General features: G+C 35.4%; 14 protein-coding genes. 6 read left to right on the forward strand and 8 right to left on the reverse strand.

The window, feature by feature from the left end:
* Positions 1-864 precede the first annotated feature (864 nt).
* From ACKTTV_RS15315 to ilvA, 6 genes are read left to right on the forward strand one after another with little or no spacing between them, the layout of a single operon-like run.
* Complete coding sequence (locus tag ACKTTV_RS15315; protein WP_408031737.1) at positions 865-1,752, forward strand: branched-chain amino acid transaminase; 888 nt, start codon at positions 865-867, stop codon at positions 1,750-1,752.
* Positions 1,753-1,755: 3 nt separating this feature from the next.
* Positions 1,756-3,432 (forward strand): dihydroxy-acid dehydratase, encoded by a 1,677-nt coding sequence (ilvD, locus tag ACKTTV_RS15320; protein WP_408031738.1) that lies wholly within the window; start codon positions 1,756-1,758, stop codon positions 3,430-3,432.
* A gap of 39 nt (positions 3,433-3,471) precedes the next feature.
* A complete protein-coding gene (gene ilvB, locus ACKTTV_RS15325) occupies positions 3,472-5,205 on the forward strand; it encodes a biosynthetic-type acetolactate synthase large subunit (RefSeq protein ID WP_408031739.1) in 1,734 nt (577 codons plus the stop codon).
* Between the two features lie 2 nt (positions 5,206-5,207).
* Complete coding sequence (ilvN, locus tag ACKTTV_RS15330; protein ID WP_408031740.1) at positions 5,208-5,732, forward strand: acetolactate synthase small subunit; 525 nt, start codon at positions 5,208-5,210, stop codon at positions 5,730-5,732.
* Between the two features lie 31 nt (positions 5,733-5,763).
* The gene (gene ilvC / locus ACKTTV_RS15335; protein WP_408031741.1) at positions 5,764-7,260 is read left to right on the forward strand and encodes a ketol-acid reductoisomerase; all 1,497 of its coding nucleotides are present in this window, start codon (positions 5,764-5,766) and stop codon (positions 7,258-7,260) included.
* 2 nt (positions 7,261-7,262) lie between these two features.
* Positions 7,263-8,528 (forward strand): threonine ammonia-lyase IlvA, encoded by a 1,266-nt coding sequence (ilvA, locus tag ACKTTV_RS15340; RefSeq protein WP_408031742.1) that lies wholly within the window; start codon positions 7,263-7,265, stop codon positions 8,526-8,528.
* 149 nt (positions 8,529-8,677) lie between these two features.
* On the opposite strand, the gene ACKTTV_RS15345 is transcribed toward ilvA, so the two are convergent.
* The 8 genes from ACKTTV_RS15345 to ACKTTV_RS15380 all read right to left on the reverse strand — a co-directional run bounded on the left by ACKTTV_RS15345 (position 8,678) and on the right by ACKTTV_RS15380 (position 20,404).
* Positions 8,678-10,159, reverse strand: coding sequence for a hypothetical protein (locus tag ACKTTV_RS15345; RefSeq protein ID WP_408031743.1), 1,482 nt, complete (start codon positions 10,157-10,159; stop codon positions 8,678-8,680).
* Positions 10,160-10,327: 168 nt separating this feature from the next.
* Positions 10,328-12,340, reverse strand: a complete 2,013-nt coding sequence (locus tag ACKTTV_RS15350) for a hypothetical protein (protein ID WP_408031744.1) — start codon at positions 12,338-12,340, stop codon at positions 10,328-10,330.
* Positions 12,324-14,288: a hypothetical protein gene (locus tag ACKTTV_RS15355; RefSeq protein ID WP_408031745.1), complete on the reverse strand. Its 1,965-nt coding sequence runs from the start codon at positions 14,286-14,288 to the stop codon at positions 12,324-12,326. The genes ACKTTV_RS15350 and ACKTTV_RS15355 overlap by 17 nt, the downstream gene beginning before the upstream one ends.
* A 26-nt stretch (positions 14,289-14,314) precedes the next feature.
* Positions 14,315-15,022 carry a hypothetical protein gene (locus tag ACKTTV_RS15360; protein ID WP_408031746.1) on the reverse strand — a complete coding sequence of 236 codons (708 nt, stop codon included), beginning with the start codon at positions 15,020-15,022 and terminating at the stop codon, positions 14,315-14,317.
* Positions 15,022-15,690 carry a hypothetical protein gene (locus tag ACKTTV_RS15365; protein WP_408031747.1) on the reverse strand — a complete coding sequence of 223 codons (669 nt, stop codon included), beginning with the start codon at positions 15,688-15,690 and terminating at the stop codon, positions 15,022-15,024. The genes ACKTTV_RS15360 and ACKTTV_RS15365 overlap by 1 nt, the downstream gene beginning before the upstream one ends.
* A gap of 21 nt (positions 15,691-15,711) precedes the next feature.
* Positions 15,712-17,463, reverse strand: a complete 1,752-nt coding sequence (locus ACKTTV_RS15370; RefSeq protein ID WP_408031748.1) for a hypothetical protein — start codon at positions 17,461-17,463, stop codon at positions 15,712-15,714.
* 4 nt (positions 17,464-17,467) lie between these two features.
* Entirely contained in the window at positions 17,468-19,279 is a 1,812-nt protein-coding gene (locus ACKTTV_RS15375) for a hypothetical protein (RefSeq protein ID WP_408031749.1), read from the reverse strand.
* A gap of 12 nt (positions 19,280-19,291) precedes the next feature.
* The gene (locus ACKTTV_RS15380) at positions 19,292-20,404 is read right to left on the reverse strand and encodes a hypothetical protein (protein ID WP_408031750.1); all 1,113 of its coding nucleotides are present in this window, start codon (positions 20,402-20,404) and stop codon (positions 19,292-19,294) included.
* Positions 20,405-21,364: the final 960 nt, after the last annotated feature.

Consider the following 21,364-nt stretch of genomic DNA (forward strand, 5'->3'; position numbering starts at 1 on the left):
AAATTGATTCTGAGTTTTAAGAGAAGAGCCGGACTCACCTGAGCTCCAGAAAATAAGTATCACCCTTACGGGCGAGGTCGGATAGGAAAAGAAGCACGAGCTATTAAGTTATCTAATATGATAACTTGCTTAACGTCAGTAAAAAAATAAATGGTTGATTCCAAAACTTGAAAATAAAATGATACAAAAACTCAGTTCACAAAAGCGAAGTAACTAGTGTCGGTATTAACACCGCACTAACAAACTGGGTATGATATTGTATATTCTATTTGTTTGCATAACGGGACAAATCTATAAATTAATTTTAAAAAACAAATATAAATTGTGTTTTTTTTAAGTTAAACATTTATAGTAGGTTATAAGAGTGTTTAAAAAGAAGGGGTAAACAATAAAAAATGAAAATAATTTGTGAGAATGAGAAAAAAATTAAATATTTGCCAACAGAATGAGTAAACAAGTATTAAATATTATTTCTATTATTATTGTCGTTGTGATTATTTCGCAAGGGTAAAGGAAGTAATATTTATAATTAAAATAAAAAATAAAGGCTTCCAATTTGGAAGCCTTTTTTAGTTAGAATTCAAATGAATCAATTTTTAAACATCTTAGTTATTGTCATTATCGTCATTATTAACTCACCACCGAGTTGATGCAGATAGCTATTATGTTGTAAAAGAGGCCTGTATCAATGAACTGATGCAGGCTTTTTTTTGACATATGACTGTCATGGATGGTTGAATTGTAAAATGCTGAAAAACAATCATTTATGTTAAAAATATAAGAATTGAGAATCATTTATTTCGAATCTATAGAAGAAAAACAATAAAACATTAAAATAATTTCGAAAAATAAAAAAGGTAAAAGATGTATTACAACGAGGAATCTGTAATTTTTTACAATGGGGAATTTGTTAAAGCGAAAGAAGCTTCAACAAGTGCTTATGGACAAACATTACACTACGGTAATGGGGTGTTTGAAGGTATCCGCTCTTATGGTACTCCGGAAGGAACAAAAATTTTTAAATCTAAGGAGCATTATGAGCGTTTAAAGTTTGGGGTAGAAGTCATGGATATTGATTTCGAGTACACTGTAAATGAATTAACTGAAATTACTTACGAATTACTTAAAAGAAATAATTTTTCAGATGCTTACATAAGACCTATTGTTCTAACAGGAGAAAATATGGGAGTTTTTTCTGCAAAGGGTTCCGATTTAATAATACAGTGCTGGGAATGGGGAAAGTTGATGGGAGATAAGCTTTTGAGAGTTAAAACTTCTAGATTTCAGCGTCCAAATCCTAAATCATGTTTTGTAGAAGCCAAGGTTACTGGACATTATATCAATTCGATATTGGCTAGTAACGAGGTGAAAAAAGCTGGTTTTGATGAAGCATTACTTTTAGATATGAATAACAATGTAGCCGAGTGTTCAGGCGCGAATATATTCATGGAAAGAACAGGGGTTTTGTACACACCACCTAGAGGTCATATCATGGCAGGTATAACAAGATCAACGATTATCGAATTATGTAAAGAGGAAGGAATTCCTGTGCACGAAAAGCATTTTACATTAGACGAACTTAAACAAGCTGATAGCGCATTTTTTACCGGGACAGCTGCAGAAGTAGTTGGCTTACAATCAATAGATGAATACGAATTCCCTTTAGAATGGGAACAATCTCACGGACATAAATTAATGAAACTATACAAACAGGAAGTGTTAGGGCTTCGTGAAAAATGCTTAACAAACTAACAAATGGAGCTAAATAAATTTAGTAAAAGAGTAACTCAAGATGATACCCAGCCAGCAGCACAGGCCATGTTGCATGCAATTGGGTTAACTAATGAAGATTTACAAAAGCCGTTTATCGGAATTGCAAGTACAGGGTATGAAGGAAATCCTTGTAATATGCACTTAAACGACTTGGCAAAATTGGTAAAAGAAGGAACACAAAATGAAGATTTAGTAGGGTTGATATTCAATACTATTGGAGTTTCGGATGGGATATCAATGGGAACGCCAGGAATGCGTTTTTCTTTACCTTCAAGAGATGTGATTGCCGATTCAATGGAAACAGTAGTGCAAGCGATGTCATATGATGGTTTGGTTACTGTTGTTGGATGTGATAAGAATATGCCAGGAGCATTAATGGCAATGCTACGTTTAAACCGACCTTCAGTTTTAGTATATGGAGGAACGATTGAATCTGGTTGTCATGACGGAAAAAAGTTAGATGTTGTATCGGCTTTTGAAGCATGGGGAGAAAAAGTAGCTGGTAAAATCGATAATAAACAATATCAAAGTGTTATAGAAAAAGCTTGTCCTGGAGCTGGAGCTTGTGGAGGTATGTACACTGCCAATACCATGGCATCGGCTATTGAAGCTTTAGGAATGAGTTTACCATATAACTCTTCGAATCCAGCAATTAGTGATGAGAAAAAACAAGAAAGCGTAAGAGCAGGTGAAGCTTTACGTGTTTTATTAGAAAAAGATATAAAGCCTTCTGATATCGTAACTAAAAAATCGCTTGAAAATGCGGTTCGATTGGTTACAGTTATGGGAGGTTCTACCAATGCCGTATTGCACTTTTTAGCCATAGCGAAAGCGGCAAACGTGAAGTTTACCTTGGAAGATTTCCAGAGAATTTCAGATAACACACCATTCTTGGCGGATTTAAAGCCTAGTGGTAAGTTCTTAATGGAAGATGTACATCGTGTTGGAGGAATTCCAGCGGTATTAAAATATCTTTTAGAAAAAGGCTTATTACACGGTGATTGTTTAACGGTAACAGGAAAGACATTAGCAGAAAACTTGATTGAAGTACCAAGTTTAATGGATGGTCAGGAAGTTATAAAAGCAGTGGAATCTCCTATCAAAAAGACAGGACATTTACGAATGTTATATGGAAACTTAGCTGAAGAAGGATCAGTTGCCAAAATTACTGGTAAAGAAGGTTTGTTCTTTAAAGGGAAAGCAAAGGTGTTTGAAGGAGAATATGAGGCTAATGACGGAATTAGAGATGGTAAGGTAGAAAAAGGAGATGTAGTTGTAATTCGTTATGAAGGACCAAAAGGAGGACCAGGTATGCCAGAAATGTTGAAACCGACGGCTGCTATTATGGGAGCTGGATTAGGGAAAGATGTTGCATTAATTACAGATGGACGTTTTTCAGGAGGAACGCATGGTTTCGTTGTAGGACATATTACACCAGAAGCTCAAGAAGGAGGAACTATTGCCTTAGTTAAGGATGGAGATATAATTTCTTTAAATGCAGAAACCAATACAATCAATGTAGAAGTTTCGGAAGAGGAATTGGAAGAAAGAAGGAAGAACTGGCAAGCGCCTCCATTGAAAGTAAATAGAGGGGTTCTGTATAAGTATGCGAAAACAGTATCGTCAGCATCAAAGGGATGTGTTACTGATGAATTCTAAATAAATAATAAACGAAAGCTATCAAAAATTAAAATTAAAATGGCAACAAAAACACAAGAAAAAATGCAAGATACTGTAAAGGTAAAAGAAACCATTACCGGTGCTGAGGCAGTAATAAAATGTTTGTTGGCAGAAGGAGTGGATGTTCTTTATGGGTATCCAGGAGGAGCGATCATGCCTGTATATGATGAGTTTTATAAGTATCAAGACAAAATTCATCATGTTTTAACCCGTCACGAGCAAGGAGCTACACATGCAGCTCAAGGATATGCTAGAGTCTCTGGAAAAGTAGGAGTAGCAATTGCCACTTCTGGACCTGGAGCAACAAATTTAATTACTGGAATTGCAGATGCTCAAATCGATTCAACTCCTATGGTTTGTATCACAGGACAAGTAGCAGAGCATTTATTAGGAACGGATGCGTTTCAAGAAACTGATATTGTTGGTATTTCAACACCAGTAACAAAATGGAATTATCAAATTACAAAAGCTAGCGAGATTCCTGAAGTTATGGCAAAAGCTTTCTATATAGCGAAGTCAGGACGACCAGGACCTGTTTTAATAGATATTACAAAAAATGCTCAATTTGAAGAATTTGATTTTGAGTATGAAAAATGTACTTCAATAAGAAGTTATACTCCAAAAACAAAAGTACTTGACGAGCAATTAAAAGCTGCGGCCGAGTTAATCAATGCGGCTAAAAAGCCAATGGTAGTTTTTGGACAGGGAGTTATTTTAGGAGAAGCAGAAGCTGAGTTTAAGGCTTTTATTGAAAAAGCTGGTTTACCTTCTGCGTGGACAATACTAGGATTATCTGCGTTACCAACATCGCATGAGTTAAATGTAGGTATGGTTGGAATGCACGGTAACTATGGTCCGAATGTATTAACCAATGAATGTGATGTGTTGATTGCTGTAGGAATGCGTTTCGATGATCGTGTAACGGGTGATTTGAGCAGGTATGCAAAGCAAGCAAAGGTTGTTCATTTTGAAATAGACCCTGCTGAGGTTGATAAGAATGTAAAAACTGATGTGGCGGTTTTAGGGGATGCTAAGGAGAGTTTAGCTCAAATACTACCTTTTATTAATGAAAACTCTCATGAAGAGTGGTTGAAGGAGTTTAGAGATCGTGATGCCATAGAATTTGACAAGGTAATCAAAGATGTGTTATATCCAGAAAAAGATGGATTAACCATGGGAGAGGTAATGAAAGAAATAAATAATGCTTCTGGAGGAGATGCTGTTATTGTTTCTGATGTAGGGCAGCATCAAATGTTTGCCTGTCGTTATGCAGAGTTCAACCAATCAAAAAGTAATATTACTTCAGGAGGATTAGGTACTATGGGATTTGCTTTACCAGCGGCTATTGGAGCAAAAATGGGAGCACCAGAAAGAGAGGTTGTGGCTGTTATTGGTGATGGAGGATATCAAATGACTATCCAAGAATTAGGAACTATTTTACAAACGAAAGCAGCGGTGAAAATCGTGGTTTTGAATAATGAGTTTTTAGGAATGGTACGTCAATGGCAGCAGTTGTTTTTTGACAAGCGTTATGCCTCTACCGAAATGGTAAATCCTGATTTTATCACCATAGCAAAAGGATATCACATACCGGCTACACGAGTAACCAAAAGAGAAGATTTAGCGTCAGCGGTTCAAGAAATGATGCAGTCAGAGGAGGCATACTTTTTAGAAGTATGTGTTGAAAAGGAAGACAATGTATTTCCTATGATACCAACAGGTTCGTCAGTTTCAGATATAAGATTAGAATAATTATGGAAAATAAGCAAACATATACCATATCAATCTATACAGAAAATAATGTAGGATTGTTAAACAGAATTTCTTCAATATTTCAAAGAAGACATATCAATATTGAAAGTGTTAATGTTTCGAAATCGGAAATAAAAAGTGTTTCAAGATTTACTTTATTGGTGAAGCTTACCGAAGATCAAGTAAAAAAGATATTAGGTCAAATTGAAAGACAAGTCGAAGTAATCAAGGCTTATTACCATAAAGATGAAGAAACGATTTACCAGGAGTCTTGCCTTTTTAAATTAAGCACAGATTTGTTAACTGATAATGATGAAATTCAAAAAGTGATTAACGATAGTAAATCGAGAGTCATTAATATTAATAAAGATTTTTTCGTTTTGGAGAAATCTGGATCAAAAGAAGAGCTTGAGGAACTGTATCATACATTAGATAAACATGGAATCATGCAGTTTGTCAGATCAGGAAGAATAGCAATTACTAAAACAGCAATGCCAGTTTCGCAAATGCTAAAAACTTGGCAATAAAAAATAAACAACATAAACTTTATAATTAAAAATGGAAAATTATTTTAACCAATTATCACTGAGAGAACAATTGGCTCAATTAGGAAAATGTAGATTCATGGAGTCTGCTGAATTTGAGGATGGAATAAAAGCATTAGAAGGAGCTAAAGTGGTAATCGTTGGGTGTGGAGCTCAAGGGTTGAATCAAGGATTAAACATGCGTGATTCTGGTTTAGATATTTCATACGCTTTGCGTGAATCAGCAATTACAGAAAAACGTCAATCATATAAAAACGCCACTGAAAATGGATTCAAAGTTGGAACGTACGATGAGTTAATCCCAACAGCGGATTTAGTGTGTAATTTAACTCCAGATAAGCAACATACTCAAGTAGTAGGTGCCGTAATGCCTTTAATGAAGGAAGGAGCAACTTTAGCATATTCTCACGGATTTAACATCGTTGAAGAAGGAATGCAGGTGCGTAAAGACTTAACAGTTATTATGGTGGCGCCTAAGTGTCCCGGTTCTGAAGTTAGAGAAGAATATAAAAGAGGATTTGGAGTACCAACATTAATTGCTGTGCATCCTGAAAATGATCCTCAAGGAAAAGGGTTGGCTGAGGCGAAAGCTTATGCTTATGCAACAGGAGGTCACAGAGCTGGAGTTTTAGAATCTTCTTTTGTAGCAGAGGTGAAGTCTGATTTAATGGGTGAGCAAACTATTCTTTGTGGAGTATTGCAAACAGGATCTATTTTATCATTCAACAAAATGGTTGAAGAAGGAATTGAACCTGCTTATGCTTCAAAATTAATTCAATATGGTTGGGAAACTGTAACGGAAGCATTAAAGCATGGAGGAATCACCAATATGATGGATCGATTATCAAATCCTGCAAAAATCAAAGCTTTTGAATTATCTGAAGAGTTAAAAGATATTATGCGTCCATTATTCCATAAACATATGGATGATATTATGTCTGGTCATTTCTCAAAAACCATGATGGAAGATTGGGCAAATGATGATAAAAATCTATTAACATGGAGAGCAGCAACAGGTGAAACTGCTTTTGAAAAGACTGCTGCAACAAGTCAAGAAATTTCTGAGCAAGAATATTTTGATCATGGTACCTTAATGGTTGCTTTTGTAAGAGCTGGTGTTGAGTTAGCATTCGAAACTATGACTGAGGCGGGAATCATTGAAGCTTCGGCTTACTATGAGTCTTTACATGAAACTCCATTAATTGCAAATACTATCGCAAGAAAGAAGTTATTCGAAATGAATCGAATTATTTCTGACACTGCTGAGTATGGATGTTATTTATTTGATCATGCATGTAGACCTTTGTTAACTGACTTTATGAAAACTGTTTCAACAGATGTAATAGGAAAGTCTTTTAGTACTTCAAATGAAGTTGATAATCAAAAATTAATCGCTGTTAATGATGCACTAAGAAATCATTCTGTTGAACAAACAGGAAAGGTTTTACGTACTGCAATGACGGCAATGAAAATAGTAAAAACAGAGGCTAGTGAGCCTGTTTTAGCATAATAATGGAGATAGAAACAAAAACATATTATCCAAAATTAATAGATATACAAAATGCAGCAACCACCTTGAAAAAGGTGGTAGCTGTTACACCTTTGTTATCAAATTATACCTATTCTAATCAGTATGATGCCAATGTTTTTTTAAAACGTGAGGATTTACAGCAAGTTCGATCGTATAAAATAAGAGGGGCCTATAATAAGATTAGTTCTCTTTCTAAAGAAGAGTTGTCAAATGGTATTGTTTGTGCCAGTGCGGGAAATCATGCACAGGGTGTTGCTTTGGCTTGTAGCAAAATGAAAATTTTTGGTACGATATTCATGCCAACACCTACACCAAAACAAAAAGTAGAACAAGTCAGAATGTTCGGTGGTGAATATGTAGATATTCAGTTATCAGGCGATACTTTTGACGATGCCTACAATGCGGCAAGGTATGTAAGTGATAGTTTAGGTAAAACTTTTGTTCATCCTTTTAATGATGAAAAAATTATTGAAGGGCAAGGAACAGTTGGTTTGGAAATTATAGAACAATCTGAAAAACCTATTGATTATGTTTTTGTTCCTGTTGGAGGCGGAGGTTTAGCTTCTGGTCTTTCTTCAGTATTTAAAATACTTTCACCAGAAACGAAGGTTATCGGAGTAGAACCTGAGGGGGCTCCATCAATGAAAACGGCCTTTGAAAAAGGTGAAAATCTAAAATTAAATAATATTGACAAGTTTGTTGATGGAGCGGCAGTTCAACAAGTTGGAGATATTACGTATAAAATTTGTAAAGAAAATCTAGCAGAGATGATAACTGTTCCTGAAGGGAAGGTATGTCAAACGATTTTAGATATGTATAATAAAGATGCGATTGTAGTGGAACCTGCAGGAGCATTGACGCTAGCAGCATTAGAACTTTATCGAGATAAGATAAAAGGTAAAAATGTTGTGTGCGTGGTAAGTGGAAGTAATAATGATATTACTCGAACTGCCGAAATAAAGGAAAGAGCCTTGTTGTTTAACGGCTTAAAGCATTATTTTATCATTCGCTTTCCTCAGAGAGCCGGAGCATTAAAAGAATTTGTAATGGATGTTCTAGGGAAGAATGATGATATCACATTTTTTGAATATTCTAAAAAAACGAGTAGAGAAAACGGACCTGCTGTAGTTGGAGTTGAAATCGAAAAAGTTGAAGATTTACAACCATTAATTGATAGAATGAAGGAACGTAATTTCTATGGAGAGTATTTAAATAACAAACCGAATTTATTTGAATTTTTAGTATAAATTCCAAAGAAGCTATATATAATAGCTATTGTTTTCTTTAAAATTAGAAACCCGAACGAGTCATTGTTCGGGTTTTTTAGTGTTGTTAGATTTCTCAGTCTTTTCACTCCTTCGAAATGACAGTGTTTCTTGATCAAATAAAAAACGTACTATTCATTCAAATCTGATTGATTGATACCTAAAGCAATGGCTATATCTGTTAAATTTCCTTGAGATATACTATTTAATGGTACAGCATTTCTTACGGTGTCTTTTCCAGTATTCCAGTATAAATCAATCCAACCTTCAGGCAATGCATTTTCAAAAATTTCTTTAAAGTCGTCTTTTGTTTGTGAACGATAGCCTGTAAAATAATCGGCATATGCTAATGGGAGTAAATACTTTTTAATGGTAACTCCAGATTGTGATTGCGATAGACTACCTAAAGTTTCACCTGCAGGAATTCCTTCATTACACATGTTTTCAAATAACACGGCGATACCACTAGCACATACTCTAAATAATTGATTGTTTGACCTTTTTAAAGCCGTAATAAATCGACCTAAAGAAATATGTCTGGCATATTCTGAGAAGATAAGTGCTAAAATATACTCGTTGTGGATGATGAACTTGGGTTCAACATCTCTAATTCTGAATATTGCATATTGATTTGTACTACCTCTAGGAACGTTAACGGTTCTAACTTCTCTATGCCCAGCAGCTCTCATTTGCGTATATAACCAGGCGTCAGGGCTCGGATGTGTAACATCTAAACAACGATGCACATTTCCAGGTCCTGTATTCGTTGGATTTGGATTAATTTCAACTAAAAGAGCTTCATTGTCTTTAAACCACGTAAACATTTCAGTTGCTTTAGCATTATCGTAAAGTAGGGTAATGGTATTGGCAATTCCTTCCTTGTAGGTCATAGCTAAGTTAGGAACTGCTTCGATACCGTAATGAGTTCCGTCTAAACCATACCTGAAATTACTTCCATTAACCCAAAACATATGCATTCTATTATCAGAAATATCTTGGGTATGCACTAATTCGTGGATAAAAGTTCCTTTGGTCCATGCCACTTGATTTGCATTCATATGGTGCGCACCCATATGCATATAGCCACCCCAATTGTTGTCGGTTCTTCCGGGGTCAGGATTACCTAAACATCTGGCAATATTTTGTGCAAAATCATCAGCCAGAGATTGATTATTTGCACAAGGCCATGCTTTTGCATTTGGTGAACCTGGGTTGTCAGGGCACATACCCCATTGATTTCTTGCGGCTGTTGTAATTGAATTGGTTACATCGTCATACAAATAAACTAATATTGGTTTGTCAATGATCTTTACAATTTTTGCTGCAAAATATTGTAGAGTTCTATCCCCTCCGTTAGCATTATCTCTAAGCAATGCTCTTACCAAAGCTTGACCACGTCTCATATTGTTGTTTCTCCAAAAACTACCTGTTTCTGTTCCGCCGTGAATGGCTGTGTTATCCAAGGTAACTGAAGTTGAATTATTTGGATTGGCAACATATACAAATCGAAGTTTATCTTTTAAGGTAGATCTGTTATTCTGTGATTGCATACTAATATTGAACAGACCAACTAATATTAGTAGCACTTGTAATTTTATATATTTAGTTTTCATTTTTCTATCTTTTATATTTTAATAAATAACCTTAAAATTTAGTGTCAACCAGAACTTGTTTCAGGTTCTCATCGTTATTAGTTTTCTCATTTTGGATGAGATTTCGAAATAAATTCGGAATGACGCTCTATTTCAATGGCAACCTTATAGCAATATTTATATACTTTATTAATTTTCAGGAAGCTCATCTACAAATAATACACTCGAAGATGTTTTTTGTTTACCGGAATTCAGTGTTTTATTCCCTCTTAAATTCCATGTAATTTCATAACTATAATCCGTACTGTTTTTTGGAAGAATAATGGTTTCTTGCTTAGAAAATTCTTCTTTTCTAGGAATGAGAGTAATGTTTTTCGTTTGCTCTTTATCACCGATATTGTAAAATAGTTTTACATCAATAGCTCTTACTTTATTCTCTTTTATAATTTCTGGATCGGCTTCAATATCAATGGTTTTTTTCAATAGAGGTGGAGCAACTGCAAGGGCACCATTGTCGTTTTTTAACCATTCACTTTCAATTGAATGACCACCAAAGAAGCTCCATGAGGTTTTGTATTCATAATCTAGCCATTTGCTTCGATCATTATCTCCTTTCCACCCATACAGTAGTTTGAAATTATTTCCTTCCTTATTAAAGTTATTGCGGTCTATTCTTACTTCATCGTTGGTAACGGTTCCGCTTTGATGTTTCTTCTTCATAGAAATGGTAACAAAATTGATATAGCTTCCAAAGTCTGTTGCATTCGCTCCGTCAACAAAAGCAACCAGTTCTCTTTGTTTAAATAATGCGTCATCAAGATTTACTTGATGAAAGCAATCGTCACACTTAATATCTCCAAAGTTTTTATCGAAACGTAAGGTGATATTGTCAGAGGTATATTTATTTAAATCAATTTTAAAAATTCCCTTTTGTCTTATTTCCTTCATTTGGAATGACAGGGCCACGGCAAAAGAAGGAACAGTTTCCTCCTGTTGTCTATTGGTTTCTCTTGTTGGAGGATCTGACGGTCTGGTTGTTCTTGAATGATTAGAAGGTGAAGATGGTGTTCTTGCCGCTCTTGCCGTTACAGGTCGTGTTGTACTTGCAGTACTGCTTGAAGATGAGGCAGTAGATGAGGTTCCAGAGGTAGAGCTACCCGAGGTTCCAGAGCCACTTCGACTAGTACCATTGTTACGATCCATTGCCTGTTGATTTTCTCTACGGATTCGTGCATTCTCAGTTCTCGCTTCTGTTCTTGCAGCATTTAACATGGTAGTTGCTCTGGTTAGTAAACTATTTGATCCATTTGAACCTGTTGCACCCGATACCAATGAACCTAAGTTAGGAGTTCCAGTACCGCCAGCAGGATTAAACATCATGTTTAAAATCTTGTTATAAGCGGTTTCCATGATCTTTTCTAGCTTTTCATCAGTTCCTACTTGAGTAACCTTAATATCTCCTTTTTTAACTAAGTCGTCATAGGCCATTTTAATTTCAGCAGCTAAAATCGGTGCAGCAACACCAGCTTCGAAGGTTTTATGCTTATAAATTTGTTCGAAATTAGCTTCGATTACTGCTTTTTTAGGAGAACGATATCCATCTAAAGTCATTTCAAAAGAAACACTTAAATCAGGAGTTGGAGTTTTAAAAGATTCCCACAGTATTTTTGCTCCTTGTTTTGTTAATTGTATTGAAATAGCGGCACGTTGACCATCTAAAATGGGAGCTTTTCCGATACCTAACACTTTTTTTGTGAGTTCACCATCTGCTTGGGCAAAAGAAGAAATCAAAGTAATCGTTCCTCCTTTATAAATTACAGGACCTTTAATAATTCCACCAGGAACAATAGTTTTTAATTGGTTTTGAGCTTCTTTGATTTGCTCTTGAGTTACCCCAAGTTCTACTAGTGCATGTACAATTCCACCTCCGTTTCCTTCACGAGCTTCTGAATCATTTGCTCCTGAACGAACATTATCAACATATCTTAAAAAAGATAATTTAGGTTTTCCATTAGCATCTTTGGCAATAGAAGGTTTGTCAATCACATAATACCAAGTACTTGGGTTTTTTAATTCTTGAAACAAGGTAAGTTCTCCTGCTTTAACTACTTTGTCTAAGTTTACTTGTTGCGCATTCAGAGGTATTATTCCTAAGAAAACGAGTGCAATAATCTGTAATATGTTTTTAATTGTTTTCATCATTTCCCTTTATTAAATCTTTAAATTTGTCTAAAACACTATCTTTTACGGTGTTAATTACTTCTTTTCCGGCTTTTTTAGCTTCTTTAACCAATTCAGATTCAGTGTCCTGGAATTCCTCAGGTACAGAGGCATAGATATAGTTGTCATTAATTTTTGTTTCCCAAGGCAAGGCTAGTTTACCTTCTTTTTTATGCGTGTAAATCAAACGATATGCATAGCCTTTTGTATCTCTATCTGTAAAAATGGTTAATGGAATTAAAGCTTGTTCTTTTGAAACGGTTAATGGAATGTTTGTTTCTACTTCTTGACCAAATTTGTAATAGCGAATGGCAGCAGTTACTCTGACAATATCATTACTTGACAATTCATCTAAATCCGCTTCAAGTTCAATAAGTCTAGGGGTAATAGGAGTGGCTAACGTAACACCTTCCCAGTCGCCAACTATCCATTCCGGATTTTCAGGAAACAATTTACCTCCTCTTAAGCTCCATTGCATTTTATAGTGATAGGTTTCTGGGTTTTTGTCTTCACCACGAGCATAGGTCAACGCAGCTCTAATCCCTTTTTCTTTTAAATAATTTCTGTCAATGGTAACCTGATCTTCGAAATCATTCCCTTGATTCCTTTTTTTACGAATATTAATCGTAACATAGTTTACCTCTTGTCCAAACATGTTTTCTGCTTCAATATCAAGTATTAAGTTAATGTCTCTATGCTCGAAGAAAGGGTCGTTGAGGTTGATATTTCCAATACATTTCGGATTGTCCTTTACGGCGTCATACCAAGATCCAAGGTTTCCGGTAAGTGGCATGTACTTAGGAACAGCTGTTCTGTATTTTAAGTGATATACTTCTCTAACTCGTTGAAAACGTTTTTCAGCTTTTGTACGGTTGTAAATGTATCTTGATCCATAACGAGCATTTGGGTTTTGCGCTTTCTCCTCTTCAGAGGGTGGGGTAGGACGTGAATCAGTATCTCTATCAGTTAAGGCTTCTGTAAAAACATTCATAAAGCTTTCTACGATTTTATCAGCGGTTTCATCGTCGGTGGTGTTTTTATCTATCTGAAAGTCTACCGCTTTACTTTCTACTACTGCATTGTAAATGCTATCTACTTCTGAATAAGAATATCTATCGTCTGAACCGCTTTTGGTATCTCTATCATTATGAGAATACCTAGACTCGAACTTTTCGAAGGTTTTTTCAATTTTCTTCCAATCGATAACGATTTTACCGTCTACTGCAGGGAAAAGTACGTTGTATTTAAAACTTAGTTCAATGGATACATCGGTTATAGAACGATTTTCTTCGAAAGTAGCAGCTAATAGTTGTGCTGCTGTTTTATCAAGTTTAGCTGCTACTGCAATTTTATTTCCTTCGATTGGCGAAGCGTTTCCTGAAGCTACAACCTTAGCAATACCTTCATCGGTAAGCACAGATGAAATAATTCGGAAAGATTTTCCATCTTCAACAGTCACATCAGCAGCACCTACAATAACTGGATTTCTAACACCTCTGTATTTACTTCCTCTGTTTTTATTGAGTTCTTTAATCTTCTCTTTCAATTTTTCTTGAGCTTCGGCTTTTTGCTCGGAGCTCAATCCCCATTCCATTAAGAAATGCATTAAAGCACCTTGCGCACCTCCGGCATCAACTCTATTTTCTGAAGTATATTTTAGAAATAGAAATTCAGGAGTTCCATCTTCTCTTTTTGATAAATGAAGGTTGGTAGGTAAGTAGTAATATTCACTTGAAAAACGATTGTTTCGAGTTTTAGCTTTTCCAAAGAGTGTAATCTCTACACCATCATCAAGAGAAATATTTACTTTGTTTTGTGAGTCTAATATCACTTGCGCTTCTAATCCTTGTATCAGGAAAAAAGAGCATACAATCCAGGTAAAAATACGTTTGGATGTAGTTGTTTTTACATGTGTTATAATTGTTTTCATCTGTTTTTGTTTTTGGGTTAGATGTATTATGGTTTGGTGTTATTTCTTTTTAACAAGCGCTCTTTTGTAAAGGAGCCTTTTGCTTTTTCACTACCATCTTTTAGGATGGTTACATTTTCCATTTTAGATACTTCCTGATACAATCTATTCGGGGTGGTTGATTTTCTCAGTACTATTGATTCTTCTGCTTCAATACTGCAATTGCAATGCATTTCAATGATTGCTTCTACAAAATCGGCACAGTTGTTAGTTCTTACATTAAAGGGAATATTTTTGTTGATTAGTTTTTCAATGGCTTTCTTTAGTTGCTGATCTTTTTGAGGGGGTGATGAGATCCGAATTAGTCCATCGATGGGATAATGTTCTTCATGCGGAATTCCTTTTTGGAGAAGACTTTGTACGGTTATAGAATTTTCCCAAGAAGCAGCTGGAAGTTTGTAGTATATTCCTGTTGTGTTTTTATCTACGTTTAAGGCATTAAAATCGTCTTTTTCGGGCCATAAGTCATAGTAGGTTAGCGTATTGTTTTGAATAGAAATATATTTTGAAGTAGTATGCCCTTCAACAATGCTATCCCGAATAACTATTTTATAATTATCAATAGCTATTCCAACATGGCCACTTTTACCATTAATGGTTGCGTAGTATACTAGGTATATGTCTTTAGCTTTTACAGAAATGCTAAAGGAAACCAAAAGAATAGCAAGTATTATATGTCTTGAAATACGCATCATTAAAACCAGTTTTGAAGTTTTCCTTTTAATACAGTTGAGGTATTTTGAGCAACACTCAATCCTTGTTTACAAGTATTTGTTTTGTATGTATAGTTAATGCTCATATTCGTGCCTTTCAATTTCGAAGGTGTTTTTAAAGCTTGCTTAACAATATTTACTTGGTGCTTTTTGAAACGAAAGGAAAGTGCCATTTTTCCACTGGCATGTGTTGGAGGAGCGCCTTTGCTCTTTAAAGATTGTGATAGAATTTTTCCTACATTCGTGTGAGTACTAAAGCTTATTCTAGATCGCATATTGTCTAGATAAACTGCACCTGCTAATGAAGCTTTGTCTCCATATTTACTTTTGATTTTTAGCTTTAACTCTTGCAACTCTTTCTTATTAAGCCCCCAAGTAACAAGCATGTGAAAAATTGCACCGTCAGTTGTACTATTGTTTGCATTTTTATAATCGAGAAAAGAATACCCGGGTTTTCCGTTTTTCTTTACTAGTTTTAATTGGTTAGGAACATAGTAGTATATAGGACTATTCTTTGAATTCCTCTCTTTGTAAATATGAACGGTATTTCCATTTCTCAGTTGAATAAGAGTCTTCGTCTCTTTACATATTACTTGTGCATTTATTTGAAATGCTAAGGAGAAGCATAGTATGTAGAATATTGGTTTCATCTGTTTATTTTTATTGTTTGGTTAAGGTGATTCTGGTGATTCATCTTTAGGTATCTCATCAATGAAGATGAGCCCGTATTTATCCTTGGATGCCTTACTTAATGGTGCTTCATTTTCTCTAAACCATGTAATGGTGTAGTTAACTTCTTCTTCAGTATTTGGAAGTGTGATGTTGAAGAATTTTTCTTCTAAATTATCATTAGGACGAATGGTAATTCTGTGTTTTTTTTCTTTGTTGAAGAAGGGATAATCCACTTTTATAGAAACAGCCCGTACAGATTCACTTTTTAATTTTTCTAAATCTCCTTCTAGATAGATATTTCGCCTTTTAAAAGGAATATAAAGGTTGACCATAGCGCCGCTTTCGGGAGTCCAATCAGATTCGTAACTACCTCCACCTTTAAACTTCCATATGGTTTTGTACTCGTATTGCAACCAATCGGTTCGAATAGAATCTCCTTGGTTTAAATAGCGCATTGATAAGTTTCCTTCGTAGTTTTTGAAGCGTTCTTTATTTATAAAAACTTCTTCCAAGGTAACGTTACCATTGGCGTGTTGCTTTTTTAATGAAAGCGTAACACTGTTCAACATATTTTCGAACTCTTTTTCTAAATCTCCATCAACTCCCACAAAGACTTCTCGTTGTTGAAAGGCTGGGTCCCAAATAGGAACATCTCTAAAAAAACGTTCATCATTACCATAACGTTGGTGTAAATCGCCAATATTAAAGGTGATAAAATGATGGCGGTCAACAGTAGAGCGACCTTTAAAAAGTAATCTTGATTTTCCTTCGGTACGTAATTCTTTTAATTGAAAAGAAGCATTTAAGCCAAAACCAGTAGTGTTCCCACTTGATAATGGTCCGTTTTGACCAACAAGTGCCGTTACTGCATCCATAAGTCCACCTTGCTGTGCCTCAGGAACAACTTCAGGTTCAACAGGTTTAAACATTAAATCGAGAAGCTTGTTGTAAACAGTATTCAATAATCCTTCTAATCGAGCATCAGAACCGTTGGTAGTTAGTTTTATACGATTGTCTTTGAATAATTCATCCAATCCTAATTCAACTTGAGCTCCAACGAAATACACATTTCCTCCAGCGCCAAAGCTTTTACTTTTTTTAATTTCTGACCAATCGATTTCAAGAGTGGCATCATAAGCTTCCGTGAGTCCAGAAAAAGATAGATCAAAAACAATAGAGATATCAGGAGTGTCCATTTTGAAGCTCTCCAAAAGTATTTTTGATTGTAAGGGATCAACATCAAAGGATAAGGCAATTCTACTGTTTTCCATAACAGGAGCTTGTCCCATAGAGATTACGTTTTGTGTAGTTTCGTTGTTTTCATTTAGAATAGAAGAAACCAAAGCGTATTTTCCTGATTCGAAAATAATTGGACCTTTAATCTTTACAGTGTCATCTTCCAAGCGTTCTTTCAAAAGTGAATCAGCTTCTTCAATTTGTTCTTTTGGAGTGTCGTATAGTATTAAAAAATGTAGAATACCACCTCCACCAGCTTCTGTAATGCTATTAGCAGAGGCTTCTGTTTGAGGGCGTTCTGTGATATATCTCATAAATGAGAATTTGGGGTGTTTTTCCTCATCGAGTGCCAAGCGTGATCGTGTAGGTAAATACAAATAATGTTTTGGGTTATTATGAGTTGGAAAACACCATAAGCCATTTACCTGTATGCCTTGATCAATGTACACCTGTTGTGCCGCTGCCTTCACAAAAAGAAAACAGCACAAGATTTGAAATAGGACAATTTTTCTCATAAGATTATTCGTTTAAATCTTCTGTTGTAGGTGTCATTAAGAACAAGTAATCAGTGTCTAGTACTTTGATATCTTCAGAGTATTTCCCTTTTTTATGATACCAAACAACTTGGTAGGCAATAGGTTCCTTTTCATCATAAAATAGATTTACTTTTGAAGTGTTCTCAGTATCACTTTCTCTAATAACCTTTGTTTTATGAGGGATGGCTTTGCCATTTAGAACAGTGAAAAACTGGATCACTGCTGATCGAATACCGCTCTCTTTGAATGAAGGTCTATCCGCATCAATGTCAACAGATCTCTTTTTAAAAGGAGGAGATAAAGTGGTTAAAGAAGAATTTCCTTTTTTCCATAACTCGGCGTTTCTTGGAATGAGAATAGGTTTGTCTTCTCCTTTTAGATTCCAGCTAATTTTGTATTCATAATCTAGCCAATCGCTACTTTCGATACCGAGTCTTGGATAAAACAATTGTTTAAAGTCCTTTCCAGCTTTAAGATCTTTGGCGGTAAATAATAAGTCTCCTGTAGCATCATCGGCACTTGTACCATATACTTTTCTAAAAGAAACAGATACAGAATTTAGAATGTCATTGAAAGCATCGCTGAATTCACCATCTATTTGAAAATGAACTGTTCGTTTTTGGAAATCGGTGTCAGCGAGGTTTATCACTCTAAAGTAACGGTCATCATCTTGCATGGCTCCGTACAACCCTCCAATATTTCCAGAGGTGTGAATAGGAACTTTTATGGTAGTGGTCTTACTCAGGTTTAAATAGAATTTGTTCATGCGAACGTCTTTTCTACGTTTAATCACATATTGATTGTCTGAGTAGTATTCTGTGTTGTCTTTTCCTCCGAAGACATTGCTAAACCAGCCGCGCTTCTGTCTTCCTTTAATTTGATTTAATTCGACAGCCACTTCTGTTTTTGGTTTTTGAGCCCAGCCCATTTTGGTATCAAACATTAGTTCAATAATTTTTTCATTAATAATGTTCAACATCCCTTCCATGGCTTTGTTATCAATACCTAAACCTTCTGAACGATCAAATACTTCAACTTTAATAATTTGGTCTTGAATTAGCCCGTCGTTAATTTTACGCATTTGTTCTCTGGTGAATTTTTCTTGAAAATTGCTCAACTTGCTGTAATGTTCATAAATAGTGCTTGCTTCTGCAGTGATAATGGCATTGTATCCTTTTACCACCGCTTCGTAATATCCATGAACAGATACTGAGATGTCGGAAGTGTTTCCAGATAATGATTCCCATAATAGTGTTGCACCTGCTGGGTTTAGTTTTGCAGCGATTGCCGCTTTTGAATTGGGAAGTAATGGAGCAAATCCCGAAGTAACTACATTGCTCGTAAAGGCGTTATCTCCTTCCGTATCTGTTAATATTGATGATACTACATCAAATTTTCCAATACCTTTATCACCATCTTTGGTGTATTGTTGCATAGGAACAGGACCGACGATACGAGCGTTTTCACCAACTCTGGTTTTTAGTTTAGCAGCAACTTCATCGATGACATCTTGAGGTAAAGAAAATTCAACTAATGCATGGAAAAGTCCACCACTTGAGGCTTCGTTTTCACCAACATATTTTACACATAGTAATTCGTAAGAACCATCTTCCTTTTGAGAAAGCCGAACGAATCTGGTTAAATAATAATAGGCATTTTCATCTTCGCTATCTTGTAGTAGTTGAATTCCATCGATTTCAACTCTTCCTTCGTCGTATTTAACGGTAGCAGATAATTGGAAGGACAAAAACAGAATGAAAAAGTGAAGTATTTTAGTTCGTTTTAAAGTTTTCATGATGTTTGATTTTTATTCGTTTTTGGGTTTTGTGGTGATGTCAAGAATTTCATTCCAAGTGGTACGTTCTTTCCATTCGGATTTGTTATAATTCCCGTCATGTAGTATCTCGGTAATGCGGTACCGGTAAGGTTCATTGAGTTTAATCGCATTGATAAATTGTAGAGTTTGCGCATAGATTTCAGGTTCGTTGTATTTAAAAGTTTTTCTGAGCTTTACATCTCTACCACCTACACCAGTAGCAATAATCTCAATTCTCTTAGCATATAAATCAGGACGTATTTCATTATTAAAATCGAAGCAATAAATATCTAAGGCAGCATAATCTGGAGGTACTTGTTCATTGATGTCAATTTGTTGGATCAGCTCAGGCCATTCATCTGTATCAATATTGATGGAAAGTGCATCCGCGTTAATGATAGACTCTTTTAATTGAACTTTGGAAGAATCATTTTCCTCAAGATGAGCTTCCATAGTTTCTTTGAATTCGTCACTTCCAGAAACGGTTAAATCATCTACTTTTTTGGTGTTTAATTTGGCAAAGAATGAATAGTTAACGCTAATGGTTGGTTGGTTTCCATGAAAGTTGTCCCAGAAAATTTGAGCATCTTCATTATTAAGTCTTAAGGTAAAGTCAAGCTCTTTCCAAGTAGTGTTTTTAACGTTGTTGTTTTCAAAAAAGCCATGTTGGTAATTCTTTGTTGAATCGGTTATAACAGCAGTATGCACCAATATTGCTTTGATATTACTCAGGGCAATCGGCGATAACTTAGAAACCTTATAGCCTCGATTGTTCAGTGAATCTATAATTGCTTCTTTCCTCTTTTTATCAGGGAGTAATTGCGCTACTTTAAATTGCAGTAAACTTCTAAAACGATGTTTTCCTTGATCTCCTCTTGCTTTTGTTCCTGTATAGCGCATCTGAATAAATTTAAAGGAAGGTTTGCCGTTTTTATCTTTTACCAAATGGAGTCCTTCAGGAGCATAGTAGAAAACTTGTTTGTTGTTACTATCTTGATAAATAACTAGTTTTTCAATTACTTGTTTGCTTTCTGATCGTGGTTGTGCTACCAGAATATTGGGTACAAGGAATGCTAAAAACAATATGTTTTTTAAAAATGACATGATGTATTGAAATGCTTTAGTTTTTTGTTAGTCTTCTGTAGAATTTTGTTCTAATTCAGGTATGGCAGATTTTATCTGTTGCATATTGATAAAAACTTCGATGTCATTACCAGGAATCCATTGTGTAGATTTATAAATGGTTCCATCATCGTCGTTAATGGCTAAGGTAAACTGATATTCAAAATTCGGTGTTTCTTCATCAGATAAATAGAGGGGACCTGTTGAGTATACGGTCATATCTTCAGTAACTCTTACTGAAGGAAGCTCTAACAAGCGTTCCTTTTTAGGATCAGCTTGAATCGATCGGATTTTTACTTTTAAGAAAGCGGCATTTGTAGCTTCAATAACTTTCAAAGTTTCAAAAGTGATGGTTTTTTCCTTGTTAATGGTTCCATCGATAAGATTGTCAATAATGGTATTTACACAGGTGGTGCATTCATTAATGCTGTAATCTATCCAAATACGTTCAGTTTTGTTTTTAGTCTCAATCCATTTAGGCATTTTAGAAGCGTTAAAGGTTACACTGGCTTTCGAAGGAACATCAGTATCATTTAAATCCCATGAATAAATTAAAGGAATGGATTTACTTCCTTGTTTTTCGATGATGAGTGCGTGAATTTTCTTCATTTTAATTGGAAACTCGGTTTGATTTACCCAGTTTTCACCACGCCATTGATTGGGTTGTAATGTAAAGCGTCCTATGGTTCTGGGATCTGCAATGGTAACACGAACTGGAATTATTTGCTCGGGTACTGTTTCGCTATCGGGTACTAATCTCATTTCTCCATTAATACCAATTCCTTGTGTTAGGGCCACCTGCATCGCGTCTTTGGTGTTGTTGTCCGTAACCCAAGAAACATCGATAGGGTTGTTGATAGAAGAGGATACAGTTACATTTATTTTTTCTGAAGGAATATCATATTGTCCTGCCAGCCCTGCCGATAATGATATGGCGGGGGG

It is taken from the genome of Tenacibaculum xiamenense, from assembly GCF_964513065.1.
Taxonomy (GTDB): Bacteria; Bacteroidota; Bacteroidia; order Flavobacteriales; family Flavobacteriaceae; genus Polaribacter; species Polaribacter xiamenense.

Coding starts and splice junctions, on each gene's coding strand:
- ACKTTV_RS15365 (WP_408031747.1), bottom strand. CDS start 15,690: ATGAAACCAATATTCTACATACTATGCTTCTCCTTAGCATTTCAAATA.
- ACKTTV_RS15315 (WP_408031737.1), top strand. CDS start 865: ATGTATTACAACGAGGAATCTGTAATTTTTTACAATGGGGAATTTGTT.
- ACKTTV_RS15370 (WP_408031748.1), bottom strand. CDS start 17,463: ATGAGAAAAATTGTCCTATTTCAAATCTTGTGCTGTTTTCTTTTTGTG.
- ACKTTV_RS15375 (WP_408031749.1), bottom strand. CDS start 19,279: ATGAAAACTTTAAAACGAACTAAAATACTTCACTTTTTCATTCTGTTT.
- ACKTTV_RS15350 (WP_408031744.1), bottom strand. CDS start 12,340: ATGATGAAAACAATTAAAAACATATTACAGATTATTGCACTCGTTTTC.
- ilvC (WP_408031741.1), top strand. CDS start 5,764: ATGGAAAATTATTTTAACCAATTATCACTGAGAGAACAATTGGCTCAA.
- ACKTTV_RS15355 (WP_408031745.1), bottom strand. CDS start 14,288: ATGAAAACAATTATAACACATGTAAAAACAACTACATCCAAACGTATT.
- ilvB (WP_408031739.1), top strand. CDS start 3,472: ATGGCAACAAAAACACAAGAAAAAATGCAAGATACTGTAAAGGTAAAA.
- ilvN (WP_408031740.1), top strand. CDS start 5,208: ATGGAAAATAAGCAAACATATACCATATCAATCTATACAGAAAATAAT.
- ilvA (WP_408031742.1), top strand. CDS start 7,263: ATGGAGATAGAAACAAAAACATATTATCCAAAATTAATAGATATACAA.
- ACKTTV_RS15360 (WP_408031746.1), bottom strand. CDS start 15,022: ATGATGCGTATTTCAAGACATATAATACTTGCTATTCTTTTGGTTTCC.
- ACKTTV_RS15345 (WP_408031743.1), bottom strand. CDS start 10,159: ATGAAAACTAAATATATAAAATTACAAGTGCTACTAATATTAGTTGGT.
- ACKTTV_RS15380 (WP_408031750.1), bottom strand. CDS start 20,404: ATGTCATTTTTAAAAAACATATTGTTTTTAGCATTCCTTGTACCCAAT.
- ilvD (WP_408031738.1), top strand. CDS start 1,756: ATGGAGCTAAATAAATTTAGTAAAAGAGTAACTCAAGATGATACCCAG.